The organism is Paenibacillus gallinarum (assembly GCF_014836635.1).
GTDB lineage: Bacteria > Bacillota > Bacilli > Paenibacillales > Paenibacillaceae > Paenibacillus > Paenibacillus gallinarum.
Map to the genome: position 1 here is coordinate 483,961 of NZ_JACSQL010000001.1, position 17,132 is coordinate 501,092.

Below are 17,132 nucleotides of genomic sequence, written 5' to 3' on the forward strand. Positions count from 1 at the left end.
TATGGGAACCCTCTGCTAGAGAAAGGGAGGAATTAAACCTATGATACACCCTATGATTCGGCGATGTTCTTCAGCTGTTTTGCTGATGCTGCTGATTTGTTTTTCAAGTAATGACTTAGCCGTTGCCTTTGATGCACAACGGAGTGAGCCGGATGAGGCAAAAGAAGTGCTCGCTCCGCCAACGGAACAGGTAGTCGGAACAGTAAATGTGACGGCAACGGGTTATACTGCGGGATATGAATCAACAGGAAAAGGTCCGAATCATCCACTATATGGCATCACTTATTCTGGTGTGAAAGTACACCGGAATAAACAAGGGGTTTCGACCATTGCCGCAGACCCTTCCATCTTCCCACTCGGAACGGTACTTTATATACCTGGGTACGGATATGGAATTGTAGCTGATACAGGATCTGCTATTAAAGGCTCCAAGATTGATCTGTATTTTCCAACGATTAAGGCGGTGTACAGTGAGTGGGGCAAAAAAGATGTGCAGGTTCAAGTGATCAAGCGAGGGAAAGGGAAATGTACGGAACAAATGTTAGAGCAGCTCGGAGATGCCATAATGGTTAATCAGAGCATTCCGGATACTTTGCTTAATGAAGAAATATAATGAACATCAAAGAGATTGCTTGGGTAGTCATCCTACCCAGGCAAGCTCTTTTCTTTTTTTTGAATAAGAAACAGCGAATCTTCACATAATACTGACTGAGGTAAGCAATACCTCAGGTCAAGCAAGTGACCTACACTTGCAGGAGAGGGAGGTGAATCTGATATGAAAAAAGTAAATTCTCAAGGTACGCAAAGTTCTCAAGGTTTCCAAACTCCGAATGAGAAATACGATGCTGAGTTTGGTCAAGAAACGGGCTCTGCAGCTGAGAAAGTAAAACAATCTTCAGCAGCTAAAGTACAAGATAACTACCAAACTCCGGATGAAAAGTATGACGCTGAGTTTGGAGTAGAGAACACAGGGATTAAACAACAAAACCAACAAGGTCAACAAGGCCAACAAAAATAATGTAAGATAAATAAACAGACCCTGAAGAAAATTCTTCAGGGTCTGTTTATTTATCTCTTCCGCTTCTCATCTCAGTCTCAAGACCGAGTAAGATTTCATTCCTGCGCCGCTCTTCTTATTGTGTAATCTCGTTTACAATAAGTACATAATTAGTAAAACTAAAGAAATATAAAAAGAGAGGGTGTACGAAATATGGTAAACCGTTTAATCGGAGCTGTATTGCTTATCGGTATAGGTTTAATGGTGTTATTTCACGTATGGAACGGGGGGGATTTTAGTCTTGGCTACCTCATCTCTACATTTTGGCCGGTCATTTTTTTGTATCTTGGATTCAGTTCCTTGAAAGAGAAAAATTATATTGGCGGTTTAATACTGCTGGTTCTTGGCGCACATTTCTTAAGTAATAATCTAGGGTATTCTTATTTCTCAATCCGAGATATTTTCCGTTACGCCGTACCTATAGCGTTGATTGGGGGCGGTCTTTATGTACTCTTGAGTCCGAGAAGAAGGGATCGTAAACATGATCAGAGAACAAAAGAAGATGAAGAATATAAGGTTCCTCCTGCACCACCGGTCGAACCGAGCCCGCTTTACTCTGATTTAGATAAACAGTTTGAACAAAAGTTTGGATCAAACATTAAAGACGAAGATAACAAGAAGTATGAACAAGAGAGAGAAAAGAATCATTACGGAAATCATTATCATAATCATAAAAATGCGGATTTTCATGATGCAAAAATAAACAAATCGACTTTCATTGGTGATATTCGCCTCGGAGATGATTATTACGAATTAAAACCAACCAATATATCTCAGTTTATCGGAGATACCGTAATTGATTTAACGAAAGCACAAATTCCGTATGGAGAGACACGAATTCATATCTCTAGCTTTATCGGGGACATTAAAGTCTTTGCTCCTAGAGATATGGAGATTGGGATTATGGTAAATTCCAATTCGTTCATCGGTGACATGGATGTACTCAGCAATTCGAAACATGGTTTTTTGGGTAATGCGGTCGCAGAAACTCCTGGTTATAGAGAAGCTGGAAAGAAAGTGCGTATTACTATCAGCGTTTTTATCGGCGACGTCAAAGTGAATTCGGTAGGTTAACATGATGAAAATGATATTTCGAACAGTTAAATGGGAGTTGTTGTTATTTTTCTTAATGAATAGTGTAGTTACAGTTGGAATTCTCTATAGCGCTAGCGGTTTTCGAACAGGGTACCTAGGATCAATGATGCCTCAGACCTGGCTTTACTACCTAGTGCTGATTGTGGCTACAACTCTGATTATTGGCTATATTGCTGGACTGCGTGTCCAGCGGAAAATAGATGTGCTGAATCTTAATATGCTGCAAGTAACGAAAGGTAATCTTTCTACTCGAATTGATGCTGATGAGGATGCTTCTTTTTCAGGGATATTCCCGCAATTTAATGCGATGATGAATGCAATTGAGGAACGGATGAAATGGGTACAGAGACTGGGAGAACAAGAGGTAATAGAGAAGGAAAAAGCGGCAGAAGCAGCTGTACTGGAAGAGCGGAGAAGAATGGCCCGAGATTTACATGATACCGTAAGTCAGCAATTATTCGCTATGCACATGTCTGCTTCTGCTCTGCCGTCTTTACTTAAACAGCATCATGAACAAGGCAGTATTGTACTTGAGCAACTGATCACGATGTCACAAACTGCTCAAAAGCAGATGAGGGCGCTTATTGCTCAGCTAAGACCTGTAGAGCTTGAGAATCGAAGTCTCGAAGAAGCCCTTGATGCTTGGTTTCCGGATTATTGCAGACAAAATGGACTGAAGGGAGTAAAAGAACAAGAGTTTATTGGCGGGATTTCTGAAGCCATCGAACATCAGATGTTTCTTATTATCCAAGAAGGAATGGCTAATATTGTGAAGCATGCAGGAGCAAGTCTTGTTAGTCTGTCGATCCGAGAAGAAGAGAGGCAAATTGTGTTCAGTGTTAGTGATAATGGGATTGGTTTTCGTCCGGAGGAAGCGGGAAGGCAAGGTTCTTACGGGCTTACGACAATGAAAGAACGAGCTGAGAAATTAGGAGGAAATGTAGATATTATTGCACATCCCGGAGCAGGAACGACAATAAGGGTGCATATACCTAAGTTTAAAGCTGATTCATAAAGGGGACTGTCAGGCGGTATATATGGAAGGGGAGATCTCAATTGGAACTGGAAAAGACGAAGATTATGATTGTGGATGATCATGATATGGTCAGAATGGGACTAAAAACATACATAAGTTTGGATCCTTCTTTTGAAGTCGTATCGGAAGGAAAAGATGGACAACATGCCTTACATACGTTGCAGACCTCTGCCCCCGAACAATTACCCGAACTGATTCTTATGGATTTAATGATGCCTGTTATGAATGGTGTGGAAGCAACAAGAGCCATACTATCTGAATACCCGGACATGAAGATCATTATATTAACCAGTTTTCTTGAGGATCATTTGGTACTGGAAGCGATTGAATCTGGGGCAGTTAGTTATGTACTTAAAACGATTTCAGCTGAGGAACTTGTTTACGCACTGCAGGGAGCAAAACGCGGTATGCCTGTGATGACAAATGATATCTCTCAAGCACTTACTCGGGGACTTAGACAAAAAACGGTTCGAGATGACGATTCGGGGATGACGGAAAGGGAGCGAGAAGTTCTTTTGCTCATAGCCGAAGGGAAAAGTAATAAAGATATATCGGAAGAATTACATATCAGCATCAAAACCGTCAAAACTCATGTGAGTAATCTGTTAATGAAATGTGAGATGGATGACCGGACACAGCTGGCGATCTATGCTCACCGTAAAGGCTGGGTGAATACATAATAAGATTTTTTTAATTTCAACAATTTTACATGTTTTATCTCCTTTTTAATTGTTTTTAATGTGTATTTAAGGTTTAAAGTACAAAATAAAGACAGTTAAACAATATCCCTTGGAAGCAAGGGGTTTAGGAGGATAAATAAAATGAGCGAGAATAACAATAATCGTTATAACCGTGAAGAGGACGAACGTGAATATAATAGAAGCGGCGAGCAACGTTCTCCTGAGAACAGCGGTGAATCTTACTACTACTCATATGGACCATTTCAATCGATTAACTCCGACGGAAAAGAACACAGTTCGAATAATGTAAATGAGGTAGAAGTGACACCACCAGATCCAATTAAACCGGTTCCGACGATGCTCGAACGGAATTCAAGTGGCTTTGCTCGTTCCGGTCATACGGGCACGAATACAGGAACAGGTCAAAGTGAAAACAATGGAAATGGCGGAAATCGTAACTGGAAGTACAACCAAAAGCCGAAATCCAACTTTAAGACAGGGGTTACTTCTTTTTTTGCCGGCATGATTGTTGTATCACTGCTGATGTTTACCGCAGACCGTATGAACCTGTTTACTCCGGACACTGCATTATCGAATAATGGAACAGCTCAAAATACGACTTCTGATGACAATAGCGGATCAACAAACACAGGTAATTCTGGTGTAACTACTTCACTTCCCGTGGGATCTACAGATATTTCGAGCGTGGTAAGTAAAGTTAGTCCTGCTGTTGTAAAAATTGAAACTTTGTCTAAATCAAGTTCCAACAGTTCAAGACAAAACAATTCTTATTACAATGACCCTCTTTATCAATATTTCTTTGGTGGTAACGGCACTAATGGAAGTAGTAATAACAACAATAACAGCAATAATGGTTCTTCTGAGGATCAACTTGTACCGCTTGGTATCGGTTCAGGATTTGTTTTTGAAAAAGAAGGCTATATTCTTACGAATGAGCATGTGATCTCCGGTGCAGACGTGATTCAAGTTACGCTTGAAGATAACACGAAACCTTACGAAGCAACACTTCTAGGAAGCAGCAAAGACTTAGACCTTGCCGTTCTGAAAATTGAAGGTGACAACGATTTCCCAGTAGCAAGCCTAGGTGACTCTGATAGTACAAAAGTAGGTGACTGGCTGGTAGCGATCGGAAACCCGGAAGGATTTGAACATACGGTAACAGCAGGTGTGCTAAGTGCGAAAGATCGTACGATTACGATTAATGATGAAGATACGGGTGAAGCTAATGAATATAACAATTTGCTTCAAACAGACGCTTCCATTAACCCAGGTAACTCCGGTGGGCCTTTGCTTAACTTAAACGGCGAAGTCATTGGTATGAACGTGGCGGTAAGTGCGGATGCACAAGGAATTGGATTTGCGATCCCGTCTTCTGTTATTCAAGAAGTAGTAGAAAAACTGAAAAATAATGAAGAAATTCCGAAAGAACCAGAACCATTCATTGGTGCATCTCTAATGAACTTGACTCCAGAAGTTGCGAAACAAATGGGAACAGACCTTACAGAGGGTTCCGTAGTGACCAATTTAATTTATCAATCCCCAGCCTACACTGCAGACCTTCGTCCTTACGATATTATTACAGGTATTGATGGTACGAAATATGCGACTGCACAAGATTTGATTGAACAAATTCAAACAAAAAAAGTGGGCGATGTCATTACACTCAATGTAAATCGCGATGGAAAAGACATTGAAATTAAAGTAACCATCGGCAACAAAAATGATTACAACACAGAGAGCAGTTCACAAAGCGTGCAGCCTTAATTCGAGTAGCAGATTATGGACTGCAACACGGAAGCGAAGGGGATAGCCCCTTCGCTTTTTGCTACTAGAATGAGTGCATGTTTGTACGTTGCCTGATACAATATAAGTAAAAAGTGAATCAATTTCATAATACCTTTCGTTGCTTTAATGAGCTCTGAAATTGATTCAAGTGTATAGAGAAAAAGGAGATGCTGGGGTGCGTTCAACGATATTGGTTATTGATGATGACGAAAAAATCATTTCTATGCTAAGAAGAGGTTTGGCATTTGAAGGTTATGATGTACTAACTGCAGCAAACGGAGCGGAAGGGCTTCAAAAGATGTTGGAGGCTGATCCTGACGTTGTTGTACTTGATGTCATGATGCCAAAAGTGGATGGTTTTGAAGTATGCAGAAGGGTTCGCGAAGGTGGGAGCAATGTCCCGATCCTAATGCTGACAGCAAAAGATGAGATTGAACAACGAGTCAAGGGGCTGGATCTTGGGGCAGACGACTATTTAGTGAAGCCATTTGCGCTTGAGGAATTGCTTGCACGTGTACGAGCTTTGCTTCGTCGTAAATCTGAGACTAGTGGAGAGAGCAGTAACCGGCTCAGTTATGAAGATATCTTGCTCGATTATGATTCTCGCGAAGTACACCGTGCTGGAGTACGACTTGATCTGACAGCAAAAGAATTTGAACTCCTATATCTGTTTATGCAAAACCCGAAACGTGTGTTATCAAGAGACTTGATTATGGATAAAATATGGGGATTCGATTATAGCGGAGAATCGAATGTACTTGAGGTTTATATCGCGATGTTGCGTCAAAAAACAGAAGAACATGGAGGTAAACGTGTAATTCAGACCATTCGCGGTGCAGGCTACATTTTGAGAGGAGATTCCTAGTATGTCCATCCGGTTACGGCTAACTTTATGGTATTCAGGCTTGCTTGCAGCCGTACTGCTGCTCTTTGGATCGATCATTTATGCGCTTGTGTATCATTATGCTTACCAGGATGTCGAGAATGAAATTTTGAGACAAACCAGAAGTCTTAGCAAGAAGATGGCCGTTGTGGTGGTGCCTAACTCCGATTTTACTGAAGAGCTTAATTTGTTGTTACCGGAAGAGGCGAATCAACTCGCAGATCTGCAAATCTATGTCCAGCTATATAATTATGAGAATAATAAAGTGGTGACTTCAAAAAACCTGAATAACTTCAATTTTGAAGTACCTGCAACCATAAATGAGGCAATGGAAAATGAAGGATGGAAACGGATGCTCGTGGATAAGACTCCTTTCCTTGTCTATCAATTCCCATTCACCTATACGATTCAAGGAACGACAGAACAGGTTAGCGGTCTGCTGCAAGTAGGTTCGATTACGGCATCAGAAGATAAATTAATGGATCGTCTGCTTTTTATTTTGGTGTATGTATCTATTATTACGATTATGCTTGCCATGAGTGTAGGACTGTTTTTGGCTCGGAAATCGATGCGGCCGCTGGTTCATATTATTAATGCTGCCAATGGTATTCAATCAGGGAACGATCTTAGTGTACGGATTGAGTACGATGGACCAGAAGATGAAATAGGTAAACTTATAGGAACGGTAAATAAGATGCTTGCCCGTACAGAAGGGTTCTTCAAAGAACTTGAAGATGCCTATGCCGCACAAAGACGCTTTGTTTCCGATGCATCTCACGAGCTGAGAACACCGCTTACTACGATTCGTGGAAACACCGATTTCCTGAAGAAGCTATGGGATCCCGAGACGGATGGCAGTAAACAAATGAGTGATGAGATGAGAAAAGAAATTACCTTAGAAGCCATTGATGACATTTCAGATGAAGGGAAACGAATGAGTCGTCTTGTGAATGATATGTTATCACTAGCGAGAGCTGACACTGGCCAGACCATTGAACTTCATCCGATCCCACTGTCTATCCTCGTGAAGGAAGTGGCACGCAGGGCGCATCATCTCGAACGCACGGCTGATTGGAATTATGGTGATTTGGAAGTGCTGAACGGAGTATATGTGCTTGGAAATAAAGACTATTTGCAGCAAATGTTATTTATCTTTATTGAAAATGCCTTTAAATATACACCGGAAGGAACCGTAACACTTGATGCAATCATTTATAATGGTCAGGTAGGCCTTAAGATCAGTGATACGGGTATAGGGATGGATAAAGATGAAGTTCCTTATATTTTTGATCGTTTCTATAGGGCAGACGAGTCCCGCGGGGTTACAAAAGGAACAGGCCTTGGCCTTTCGATTGCCAAGTGGATTATTGAGGAGCATGGCGGTTCTGTAGAAGTCGTGACCAAGCTGAACGAAGGTACGACTTTTATCATATGGCTTCCTTTGGTGTTGGCTCCCCCCCTCGAATAAGGTATACTAAGACTACGTTTAGAAGAAAGCAGGTGGCAACATGGAAGTACTACGAATTTCACCACGTGGATATTGTTATGGTGTGGTAGACGCTATGGTGCTGGCGCGACAAGCAGCAAGCAACTTGGATCTGCCAAGACCCATTTATATACTCGGTATGATTGTGCACAACAGTCATGTAACGAATTCTTTTGAAGATGAAGGCATCATTACACTTGATGGGCCAAACCGTCTTGAAATATTGAAACAGGTAGACAAAGGTACTATCATTTTCACTGCACACGGTGTTTCTCCTGAAGTGCGTAAGATTGCGCGGGAAAAAGGGCTGACTACGGTTGATGCTACTTGTCCTGATGTAACCAAAACGCATGACCTCATTAGAGAAAAATCTGCTGAGGGTTATCAGATTATTTATATCGGTAAAAAAGGGCATCCCGAACCAGAAGGAGCCATCGGTATTGCTACAGATTCGGTACATCTCATTGAGAAAGAAGAAGAGATTGAGGCTCTTGATATCCCGAAAGGGAAGATCATTATCACCAATCAGACTACGATGAGTCAGTGGGATATTAAAAACATTATGAAAAAGTTACTCCTGAAGTTCCCAGGAGCTGAAGTTCATAATGAAATCTGTCTTGCTACTCAGGTGCGTCAAGAGGCGGTTGCTGAACAAGCAGGGCAAGCTGATCTTGTTATTGTGGTAGGTGATCCTCGCAGTAATAACTCCAATCGTCTTGCGCAGGTATCTGAAGAGATTGCTGGGGTGACAGCTTACCGGATTTCGGACGTTACCGAAATCAAACAGGAATGGCTCAAAGGCGTTAACAAGGTCGCCGTTACTTCGGGTGCTTCGACACCTACACCGATTACAAAAGAAGTCATTAATTATCTGGAACAATACGATGCGAATGATCCTGAGACATGGGAGATTCAGCGTACTGTGAATATGAAAAAGCTACTCCCTCCAGTGAAAGTGAAATCGTAATTCATTTTTATATAGTGAAGAAGACCCGGTGAATGGAACCGGGTCTTCTTCTTTTTTTAGGAAACGTAAGAAAATCAGCAGATATAGCGGTATCAATTCAATATTGCACGCATAAAGTAAGGAGAGCTTGACGAGAAGTTATAAAACATGTATAGTTGCTTTAACGTATAAAAGCTTAAAAGCGAACAAGCGTTTAAGTGCAATAGTATAAATACAACTGAGGTCTATCATAGAGTATGATTTCACATTCGAAAGGTGGAGAATAATAAATGATCGTTATAACAGGAAACACCACACCGGAAGAACAGATTCAAGATATTATTTTAGCGATTGAGAAGGAAGGACTTCAAGTTCACCTTTCCCGCGGAAATGATCGTACCGTTATTGGACTGATCGGAACTGTCGAACCTAAACTAGCTGAACACTTACGACAAATGAAAGGTGTAGAGAACGTAGTAAAAATTTCGAAATCTTACAAACTAGCAAGTCGGGACTTCCATCCTGAAGATACCGTTATTTCTATTAAAGGTGTGAATATAGGCGGTGGCGAGCTTGTGGTAATGGGCGGACCTTGTGCTGTAGAATCGGCAGAACAGATTGATGAGATCGCGGGTCTTGTGAAAGCAGCGGGTGGTCAAGTACTGCGCGGCGGCGCATTTAAACCTCGCACAGGACCTTATAGCTTTCAAGGAGTGGGAGTAGAAGGTCTTATTATGATGGCAGAAGCAGGGAAAAAACATGACCTTCTGACTATTACGGAAGTCATGACACCCGAATACGTTGATATTTGTGCGGAATATGCTGATATTCTTCAAGTGGGCACTCGGAACATGCAAAACTTTGATCTGCTGCGGAAGCTGGGTACATGTGGTAAACCGGTTCTGCTAAAACGTGGATTTAGTGCAACTTACGATGAACTTCTGAATGCCGCGGAATATATTCTTGCAGGAGGAAATCCGAACGTTATGTTATGTGAGCGAGGAATCCGTACGTTTGAGACGTATACTCGCAATACCCTGGATTTAACAGCTATTCCTGTTCTGAAAGACCTTAGCCATTTACCTGTTATTTCTGACCCAAGTCATGGTACAGGGCGCAGAGAGCTTGTAGAACCGATGACAAAGGCTTCTGTGGCTGCAGGAGCAGATGGGCTCATTATTGAGATGCATACAGATCCCGACAATTCTATGACAGGTGATGGAGTTCAATCCCTGTTCCCAGATCAATTCGCTGGGCTCCTTCAAGATCTAGAGAAGCTAGCCCCAATCGTTGGTAAAACATTTAGCACAAAAAGAGCACCTTTAATTCATCAAAATTGATGTAAGGTTTGATATTTTATGAATAGCCTATAATCTCGTTCTATAGAACGAGGTTATAGGCTATTAGTCTATAATCCTATCGTTCCTGCTAGTGTCAGCAATTCTCACACTAGTATAAAAAATACCTGACATAACTATTGACGATGTAAGATTTGGGATTTATACTTACCTCAGTTGAAAATTAGATTGATGAACATTCACAAGGTTATGGGTGTTTAATGTTCGGAAAAATTGGGAGGAAGAACATATGTCTGTTGAAAATGTATTGAAAACAATCCAGGAAAGCAACATTGAGTGGGTCGATTTTCGTTTTGTAGATTTATCTGGTCGCGCGCATCACATTAGTTTGCCGTCTACCGAAGTAGATGCAGAAACGTTCGTTAATGGAGTAGCATTTGATGGATCTTCCATTCCAGGCTTCCGCGGGATCGAAGAATCTGACATGGTTATGATGCCAGATCCAGAATCCACTTTTATTGATCCATTTACTCAACATCCAACCCTTAATATTATGTGTGACATATTTACTCCTGATGGTGAGCGTTATGAACGTGACCCGCGCAGTATTGCTGTTAAAGCGGAAGAATATCTGCAAAAAACAGGTATCGGTACTCGTGCTAATTTCGCCCCTGAATCTGAATTCTTCATTTTTGATGATGTACGTTATGAAAGTGGAACAAACAGCGCTTCTTTCTTCGTTGATTCCGAAGAAGCTGGTTGGAATACCAATCGTAAAGAAGAAGGCGGAAACCTTGGATTTAAAGTCCGCGTAAAAGGTGGATATGTTCCTGTGGCTCCAGTAGATACACAACAAGACATCCGTAGTGAAATGTCTCGTTTGCTTGAAGAAGCAGGCATGCGCGTAGAACGTCATCACCATGAAGTAGCTACAGCAGGTCAAGCCGAGATCAATTTCCGTTTTGACACTCTTACGAAAACAGCAGATAATCTCCTCGCATATAAATACATTGTACATAACACAGCCCGTCAATACGGTAAAACGGCAACGTTTATGCCAAAACCTCTGTTTGGTGATAACGGTAGCGGAATGCACGTTCACCAATCTATCTTTGACGGCGACACTCCACTATTCTATGAAAAAGGCGGATACGCTAACCTTAGTGAAATGGCACTCCATTACATCGGTGGTATTCTATACCATGCGCCAGCATTGATTGCATTAACTAACCCAAGCACGAACTCATTTAAACGTCTTGTACCTGGTTATGAAGCTCCAGTAAACCTTGTATATTCCAAAGGGAACCGCTCTGCAGCAGTACGTATACCAGTCGCAGCAGTAACACCTAAAGGATGTCGTATCGAATTCCGTACTCCGGACTCTACAGCGAATCCATATCTTGCATTTGCAGCAATGCTGATGGCAGGTCTTGATGGAATCAAACGTAAAATCAATCCTACAGAGCTTGGTTACGGACCAGTAGACAAAAATATCTATGAATTGCCTGAAGACGATAAAGCGAACATTCGCAGTGTTCCGACTTCTTTAGAAGAAGCACTGGATGCACTGGCTGCGGATTGTGAATTCTTGACTGAAGGCGGCGTATTTACAAAAGATTTCATCGACAATTACATTAAAATCAAACGCAATGAAGCTAAATCCGTTGCAATTCGTGTCCATCCACACGAATATAGTCTGTATTATGACTGCTAAGTAGCACTTATCCAATTCGTCTTTTAAGAACCCTCGGGAATGATATTTCCGGGGGTTTCATAATATTGTAATATATGTAACAGATATGAGGTATAAATACACTTGATATCACGAACATTTATTGCTATCATAGCCATTATCATACGTATCATTAGATGTCATATAAAGATAACAGGGAGAGAAGGGCGGTTATTTATAATGAATAAAAGAGCGTTCAATTTCAATGCAGGGCCAGCAGCATTACCATTAGAGGTGCTCGAACGGGCACAGGCAGAACTTGTAGATTATAAGGGTACTGGCATGTCAATTATGGAAATGTCTCATCGCGGAGCAGTATATGAATCAGTACATAATGAGGCTCAGGAACGTTTGTTATCTCTTCTTGGCAATCCTAAAGGTTATAAAGTATTATTTCTGCAAGGTGGAGCGAGCACTCAGTTCGCTATGATCCCTATGAATTTTCTTTCTACGGGCCTAACAGGTAGTTATGTTAATACAGGCAGCTGGGCTAAGAAAGCTATCTCAGAAGCGAAAATCATTGGTGAGACCCATATTGCTGCTTCTGGTGAAAACAGCAAGTTTATGAAGTTGCCAGATCTGTCAGGAATAGAAATTGCAGAGAACACGGCTTATCTGCATATGACTTCTAATGAAACGATTGAGGGAACACAGTTCAAAGATTTCCCAGACACGAGTAATACACCGCTTATCGTAGATATGTCCAGTGATATTTTGAGCAGACCTCTAGATATGAACAAGTTTGATATGATTTATGCTGGAGCACAGAAAAATTTGGGGCCGTCAGGGGTTACCGTAGTTATTGCAAAAGAAGAAATGCTGACAGATTCTCCAAAAACAATTCCATCCATGCTTCGTTATGATACGTTCCTAGGAAACAATTCGCTATATAATACGCCTCCATCCTTTGGAGTGTATTTAGTAAATGAAGTGCTGAAATGGATTGAAGAACAAGGCGGTCTCGCGCAAGTCGAGAAAGCGAATGAGAAGAAAGCAGGATCCATCTATCAAGTCATCGATGATAGCCAAGGTTTTTACCGGGGTTGTGTAGATGCTGAGGATCGTTCTAGAATGAACGTAACTTTCCGTCTGGCTGATGAAGTACTGGAGAAGGAATTTATTAAACAGTCGGAAAAAGAAGGTTTTATCGGAATTAAGGGACACCGGAGTGTAGGTGGACTCCGAGCTTCCATTTATAATGCGGTTCCCGATGAAAGCGTAAAGGCACTTACAGATTTTATGAAACAATTTCAGAAAATAAATGGTTAATACATGAATTATTAAAGAAATTTTCATTTACCTCCCACAAAAGTTTGTGGGAGGCTTTCTTTTATATTATAATTTAATTCTTATACAGTTCATACAAGAGGAGAAATGAGTCAGATGGCATTACACATCGTATTAGTGGAACCCGAGATTCCGGCGAACACCGGCAATATAGCAAGAACTTGTGCTGCAACAGGAACCCATCTTCATCTTGTCCACCCGCTTGGTTTTAACACAGATGACCGTACGTTGAAACGTGCAGGGCTGGACTACTGGCATGCCGTAAATATTGAATATCATAATTCTTTTGAAGAAGTACAGCAGAAATATGCCGGCAGTCGGTTTTTTTATGCAACTACAAAAGCAAAGAATAGGTATTCCGACTTCCAATTTCAGGATGGAGACTTCCTAGTTTTTGGAAAAGAGACAAAAGGGCTTCCTCCGGAATTGATCGCCGAGAATCAGGAAACCTGTATGCGTATGCCAATGTCAGATGCAGTCAGATCTCTAAATTTGTCCAATTCTGCGGCAATAATCGTATATGAGGCGCTAAAACAACTGGATTTCCCTGGAATTGAATAATTTAGTTCATTCTGGTAACCAGCTTTCCTAATTATGGTAGCTAAAATAAAGTTAATAATTTTATTAATTATTGCAGGATTCGACAAAAACGTAGCGAATGTATAAACTATAGTACAATTGTACCTAGAAATATTTTGAACAGGAGTGTGTACTGTTAATGAAACCTGCTGGAGTAGTACGCAAGGTAGACCAACTTGGAAGAATTGTGCTTCCTAAATCTTTACGTAAGAGATATCAAATGAATGAAGGAGATCCTGTGGAGATCCTCGTACAAGGTGATCACATCATCCTTGAGCGCTATCGTCCAAAATGTATTTTCTGTGGATCGATGGAAGAAGTAAGTGATTTTAAAGATCGTTATATTTGTGCTTCTTGCCTCACAGAAATGACGGGGCTTCAAGAGAACGCCTAATCGTCTAATAGAGACGGATTGCAGGCGTGATAGATAACTTACGTCTAGTTCTAACAAAAAAAAGCTCACCTCATAGAGGCGAGCTTTTTTTGTTGTTTCTAAAGACCTTTTGTCTTGTCATCATTATAGGAGGACGTCAAGATTCCTACTGTGTAAAGGACAAGGACTATGGTGATGATCCAGAAAGTCAACGAGAATGACATGTCATCCACCTCCTGTTAATCTCGTAGCCCTTATTATACCTATTTTTCTATAAAAAAGGAATCTTTTCCCTGTTAAAGCATTCACTAATCATTAAATCGATTTATTCATAAAACAAAAAATGAGTAGGTACTTTTCTAAGATTCCCGTCGGACGGATCATTTACAACCTTTCCATTCAGAACAAGAGAGGTTGAGCCGCCTCCATCAAGGTTATAGGCATCTTGAACTCCAAGGGTATACATTTTATGCTGGAGTTCTTCTAAGGTGGCACCAGAGCTTCCTTTTTCGTTATAACCGTCGATGACGAGAATAAGCAGTTGATCGTCTTTATAATTGCCAATGACGGTACGAGGAGCACGGCGCGGTGTATTTTTCCATTTGGAAGGGATAACCGTCTTATTACCATTTTTCATCAGCATAGGGACGAATGTAGCACCAAATACAGGCTCTTGCTGATCTAAGGCATACTTGCTGAAGTATTTCCCGCCAATGAGTTTACCCTCTTTATTCAATCCCACAAAAGCGAGATCTTTTATACTCGGATGAAACCCTGATACGTATTTCCCATCTTGTACCGTTGTGCTGAGCGGATATCTTTTTCCGCCGCTTTCTGCATATCCACCCGCATTGATTCCCGCCACAGCGCCACCGCGAAGAACAGCTTGTAGGGTAGTTTGAGAAGATCCGAGTGTATCGTCAAGAGCCATTTGCATGGCGGAAGGATCTTTGAGCTTTATTTTCATCGCAAATCCATGATAAGTACCGGGATTCACTTTAAAAAGTTCAATGCGGATACGGTCACTATCGACGACTTCGTATGGCACACCCAGTTTTGCTTGAATCCGCCGATTGTAGACCGCTTCAGGTTTTTTGGCTTGAGCTGCCGTCATATTCGCAATACTTTGCATCGTTTTGCTTGTACTGTTATAAAGTTCGGTTGTTCTTTGAATGGACGAGGATGTACTTTCGGCGAGCGATTTTGCAGTATCCAGGTCACTTTTAATTCCTTCGGTTGTAGACCGAATATCACTTGAGGGAACATATTGTTCCACCGGCTCTGTAAATTCAATAACAAGAGGCTGCTGAAGTAACAAAAGACAGAGAATGACTCCGACAAACGGTGCGGTCGAAAGCATCAGGAAACGATTCAATCTTCTAACAGAAGTGATCATTTAAGTAAATCCATTTTCTTCTGGAGCGTGTCCAGCTGTTTTTTGACTTCTCTAAGCTCCGTGTACAACTGATTACTATTATCGGATGTATTACCCGCATTGTCTTTTGTAAAAGTCAGCAGTTCATTAAAAGTATTAACTTGTTCCTGGATCGCAGCGATTTCGGCAGCAACATCTTCAATTTGGAGCTGATATTCCTGTTTGACAGCGGTGAGCTGTTCATTCGTATAGGTTTTCATTTCTACTACCATTTGTTGTTTCAGATAATTGCTATACGAATAGGCTGCAAAAACACCAATAGCAATAATAATGATCCATAGGATCAGGAACATGCGAACAGAGCGTTTGTTCTTACTTACAGTTTGCCTAGTAGGATGGCCTGGTGACTGCTCTGTAGATCCATTCAATTTTCACCACTCCTCGCATTAATCGACTATATTCTATGATTTTCCAGACCCCATTCTATCACGGCCCTATCATTTCCGCAAAAAACGCCTTCTGGGCACCAATAAAGAAAAAGAGATTGCATCGGAAGGAAGTCCTAGGATACAATTTCATATATAGACCAAATTAAGGACTTAAGAGGGATGCATTTTTCGACAATATATGATCTGTTTATCCATTTATGTATCAGGCTTCCTCTAAACAACGATTGCCGCACTTATGGCGCATAATTCATAAACGGGCTATAACATCGATCTAACGATCTTTTTAAACAATATATCAACTAATTTACTAGGGGGAGTTTTTATGAGAAGGGAATGGCAGGTGGTCTTAATTGATATTCATCCAACGAGCATGCTAGGTACAAAGCTAATTTTGGAAGAACATCAAGATTTGTCCGTCAAGGCAATGGTTTCAACAGGAAGAGAGGGACTTGAAGAGGTAGATAGAATACATCCGGATCTAGTGCTAATGGATTATAAATTACCTGATGGAGAAGCTGATCATTTCATTGAACAGATGAAGCAGTTATCAGCAGACACGCACATCATTGTAATGACAGATGAAGATGATTTGAAACTATTCAGAAAATATATCGGAATCGGCGCGAGCGGAGTCATATCCAAGCAATCATCGCCACTGAAACTGATTCATCTTATTACGGGTTTACGTGAAGGACTCGCTTCTATTCCTCTAGCATGGCTGCAGAATGAAGATTGGGGTCAGCTAGGAGAGCCTGATCTTGATGTGGATATCCAGCTCACCGATATGGAGAAGTTTATTATGGAGAGGATTGTCCAAGGGATAACGTACGATAAGATCGCCAAAGAGATTAATGTAAGTCGCAGATCGGTTGATAATTATTTGCGAAAAATATATACGAAACTAGATGTTTCGAGCAGAGCACAAGCTATTGAACAGTTTACGTTATACACGAAATCAAAAAAACAACATGTATAATTGAACGGTAGAGAAGGCATATTGCTTCGTGGCAGCGAATAGCTTTTATACGTCTGGGTTCTTGTTATAGTTAA

17 protein-coding genes are annotated in these 17,132 nt (G+C 41.1%); 15 read left to right on the forward strand and 2 right to left on the reverse strand.

Features of this window, described 5'->3' with window-relative positions:
- Positions 1 to 40 precede the first annotated feature (40 nt).
- The 14 genes from H9647_RS02385 to H9647_RS02450 all read left to right on the forward strand — a co-directional run bounded on the left by H9647_RS02385 (position 41) and on the right by H9647_RS02450 (position 14,279).
- Positions 41 to 613, forward strand: a complete 573-nt coding sequence (locus H9647_RS02385; RefSeq protein WP_191797842.1) for a 3D domain-containing protein — start codon at positions 41 to 43, stop codon at positions 611 to 613.
- Between the two features lie 162 nt (positions 614 to 775).
- Complete coding sequence (locus H9647_RS02390; protein ID WP_191797844.1) at positions 776 to 1,018, forward strand: hypothetical protein; 243 nt, start codon at positions 776 to 778, stop codon at positions 1,016 to 1,018.
- 192 nt (positions 1,019 to 1,210) lie between these two features.
- Positions 1,211 to 2,131 (forward strand): cell wall-active antibiotics response protein LiaF, encoded by a 921-nt coding sequence (gene liaF, locus H9647_RS02395; RefSeq protein WP_191797846.1) that lies wholly within the window; start codon positions 1,211 to 1,213, stop codon positions 2,129 to 2,131.
- 55 nt (positions 2,132 to 2,186) lie between these two features.
- Positions 2,187 to 3,167, forward strand: coding sequence for a sensor histidine kinase (locus H9647_RS02400; RefSeq protein ID WP_225229004.1), 981 nt, complete (start codon positions 2,187 to 2,189; stop codon positions 3,165 to 3,167).
- 65 nt (positions 3,168 to 3,232) lie between these two features.
- Positions 3,233 to 3,868, forward strand: a complete 636-nt coding sequence (locus H9647_RS02405; protein WP_404822578.1) for a response regulator — start codon at positions 3,233 to 3,235, stop codon at positions 3,866 to 3,868.
- A gap of 141 nt (positions 3,869 to 4,009) precedes the next feature.
- A complete protein-coding gene (locus tag H9647_RS02410) occupies positions 4,010 to 5,653 on the forward strand; it encodes a S1C family serine protease (protein ID WP_191797848.1) in 1,644 nt (547 codons plus the stop codon).
- 196 nt (positions 5,654 to 5,849) lie between these two features.
- A complete protein-coding gene (locus H9647_RS02415; RefSeq protein WP_191797850.1) occupies positions 5,850 to 6,539 on the forward strand; it encodes a response regulator transcription factor in 690 nt (229 codons plus the stop codon).
- 1 nt (position 6,540) lies between these two features.
- Positions 6,541 to 8,025, forward strand: coding sequence for a sensor histidine kinase (locus tag H9647_RS02420; RefSeq protein WP_191797852.1), 1,485 nt, complete (start codon positions 6,541 to 6,543; stop codon positions 8,023 to 8,025).
- Positions 8,026 to 8,065: 40 nt separating this feature from the next.
- Positions 8,066 to 9,010, forward strand: a complete 945-nt coding sequence (locus H9647_RS02425) for a 4-hydroxy-3-methylbut-2-enyl diphosphate reductase (protein WP_191797854.1) — start codon at positions 8,066 to 8,068, stop codon at positions 9,008 to 9,010.
- Between the two features lie 269 nt (positions 9,011 to 9,279).
- On the forward strand, positions 9,280 to 10,329 hold the full coding sequence (gene aroF / locus H9647_RS02430) for a 3-deoxy-7-phosphoheptulonate synthase (RefSeq protein ID WP_191797856.1): 1,050 nt from the start codon (positions 9,280 to 9,282) through the stop codon (positions 10,327 to 10,329).
- A gap of 247 nt (positions 10,330 to 10,576) precedes the next feature.
- Positions 10,577 to 12,001, forward strand: coding sequence for a type I glutamate--ammonia ligase (gene glnA / locus H9647_RS02435; protein ID WP_191797858.1), 1,425 nt, complete (start codon positions 10,577 to 10,579; stop codon positions 11,999 to 12,001).
- 198 nt (positions 12,002 to 12,199) lie between these two features.
- Complete coding sequence (gene serC / locus H9647_RS02440; protein WP_191797860.1) at positions 12,200 to 13,288, forward strand: 3-phosphoserine/phosphohydroxythreonine transaminase; 1,089 nt, start codon at positions 12,200 to 12,202, stop codon at positions 13,286 to 13,288.
- A gap of 114 nt (positions 13,289 to 13,402) precedes the next feature.
- Positions 13,403 to 13,867, forward strand: a complete 465-nt coding sequence (gene trmL / locus H9647_RS02445) for a tRNA (uridine(34)/cytosine(34)/5-carboxymethylaminomethyluridine(34)-2'-O)-methyltransferase TrmL (protein WP_191797862.1) — start codon at positions 13,403 to 13,405, stop codon at positions 13,865 to 13,867.
- A 157-nt stretch (positions 13,868 to 14,024) separates the two neighbouring features.
- A complete protein-coding gene (locus H9647_RS02450) occupies positions 14,025 to 14,279 on the forward strand; it encodes an AbrB/MazE/SpoVT family DNA-binding domain-containing protein (RefSeq protein WP_191797864.1) in 255 nt (84 codons plus the stop codon).
- Between the two features lie 304 nt (positions 14,280 to 14,583).
- On the opposite strand, the gene H9647_RS02455 is transcribed toward H9647_RS02450, so the two are convergent.
- The gene (locus H9647_RS02455; protein WP_191797867.1) at positions 14,584 to 15,654 is read right to left on the reverse strand and encodes a phosphodiester glycosidase family protein; all 1,071 of its coding nucleotides are present in this window, start codon (positions 15,652 to 15,654) and stop codon (positions 14,584 to 14,586) included.
- Positions 15,651 to 16,061, reverse strand: coding sequence for a hypothetical protein (locus H9647_RS02460; protein ID WP_191797869.1), 411 nt, complete (start codon positions 16,059 to 16,061; stop codon positions 15,651 to 15,653). The genes H9647_RS02455 and H9647_RS02460 overlap by 4 nt, the downstream gene beginning before the upstream one ends.
- 343 nt (positions 16,062 to 16,404) lie before the next feature.
- Here H9647_RS02460 and H9647_RS02465 point away from each other — a divergent pair, with 343 nt between their 5' ends.
- Entirely contained in the window at positions 16,405 to 17,058 is a 654-nt protein-coding gene (locus tag H9647_RS02465; RefSeq protein ID WP_191797871.1) for a response regulator transcription factor, read from the forward strand.
- Positions 17,059 to 17,132 lie beyond the last annotated feature (74 nt).

What these genes read in the sequence shown, in the direction of transcription:
- H9647_RS02425 (WP_191797854.1), top strand. Translation starts at nt 8,066, where the DNA reads ATGGAAGTACTACGAATTTCACCACGTGGATATTGTTATGGTGTGGTA.
- H9647_RS02450 (WP_191797864.1), top strand. Translation starts at nt 14,025, where the DNA reads ATGAAACCTGCTGGAGTAGTACGCAAGGTAGACCAACTTGGAAGAATT.
- glnA (WP_191797858.1), top strand. Translation starts at nt 10,577, where the DNA reads ATGTCTGTTGAAAATGTATTGAAAACAATCCAGGAAAGCAACATTGAG.
- H9647_RS02390 (WP_191797844.1), top strand. Translation starts at nt 776, where the DNA reads ATGAAAAAAGTAAATTCTCAAGGTACGCAAAGTTCTCAAGGTTTCCAA.
- H9647_RS02405 (WP_404822578.1), top strand. Translation starts at nt 3,233, where the DNA reads ATGATTGTGGATGATCATGATATGGTCAGAATGGGACTAAAAACATAC.
- H9647_RS02455 (WP_191797867.1), bottom strand. Translation starts at nt 15,654, where the DNA reads ATGATCACTTCTGTTAGAAGATTGAATCGTTTCCTGATGCTTTCGACC.
- H9647_RS02400 (WP_225229004.1), top strand. Translation starts at nt 2,187, where the DNA reads ATGAATAGTGTAGTTACAGTTGGAATTCTCTATAGCGCTAGCGGTTTT.
- liaF (WP_191797846.1), top strand. Translation starts at nt 1,211, where the DNA reads ATGGTAAACCGTTTAATCGGAGCTGTATTGCTTATCGGTATAGGTTTA.
- aroF (WP_191797856.1), top strand. Translation starts at nt 9,280, where the DNA reads ATGATCGTTATAACAGGAAACACCACACCGGAAGAACAGATTCAAGAT.
- H9647_RS02465 (WP_191797871.1), top strand. Translation starts at nt 16,405, where the DNA reads ATGAGAAGGGAATGGCAGGTGGTCTTAATTGATATTCATCCAACGAGC.
- H9647_RS02420 (WP_191797852.1), top strand. Translation starts at nt 6,541, where the DNA reads ATGTCCATCCGGTTACGGCTAACTTTATGGTATTCAGGCTTGCTTGCA.
- H9647_RS02410 (WP_191797848.1), top strand. Translation starts at nt 4,010, where the DNA reads ATGAGCGAGAATAACAATAATCGTTATAACCGTGAAGAGGACGAACGT.
- serC (WP_191797860.1), top strand. Translation starts at nt 12,200, where the DNA reads ATGAATAAAAGAGCGTTCAATTTCAATGCAGGGCCAGCAGCATTACCA.
- trmL (WP_191797862.1), top strand. Translation starts at nt 13,403, where the DNA reads ATGGCATTACACATCGTATTAGTGGAACCCGAGATTCCGGCGAACACC.
- H9647_RS02385 (WP_191797842.1), top strand. Translation starts at nt 41, where the DNA reads ATGATACACCCTATGATTCGGCGATGTTCTTCAGCTGTTTTGCTGATG.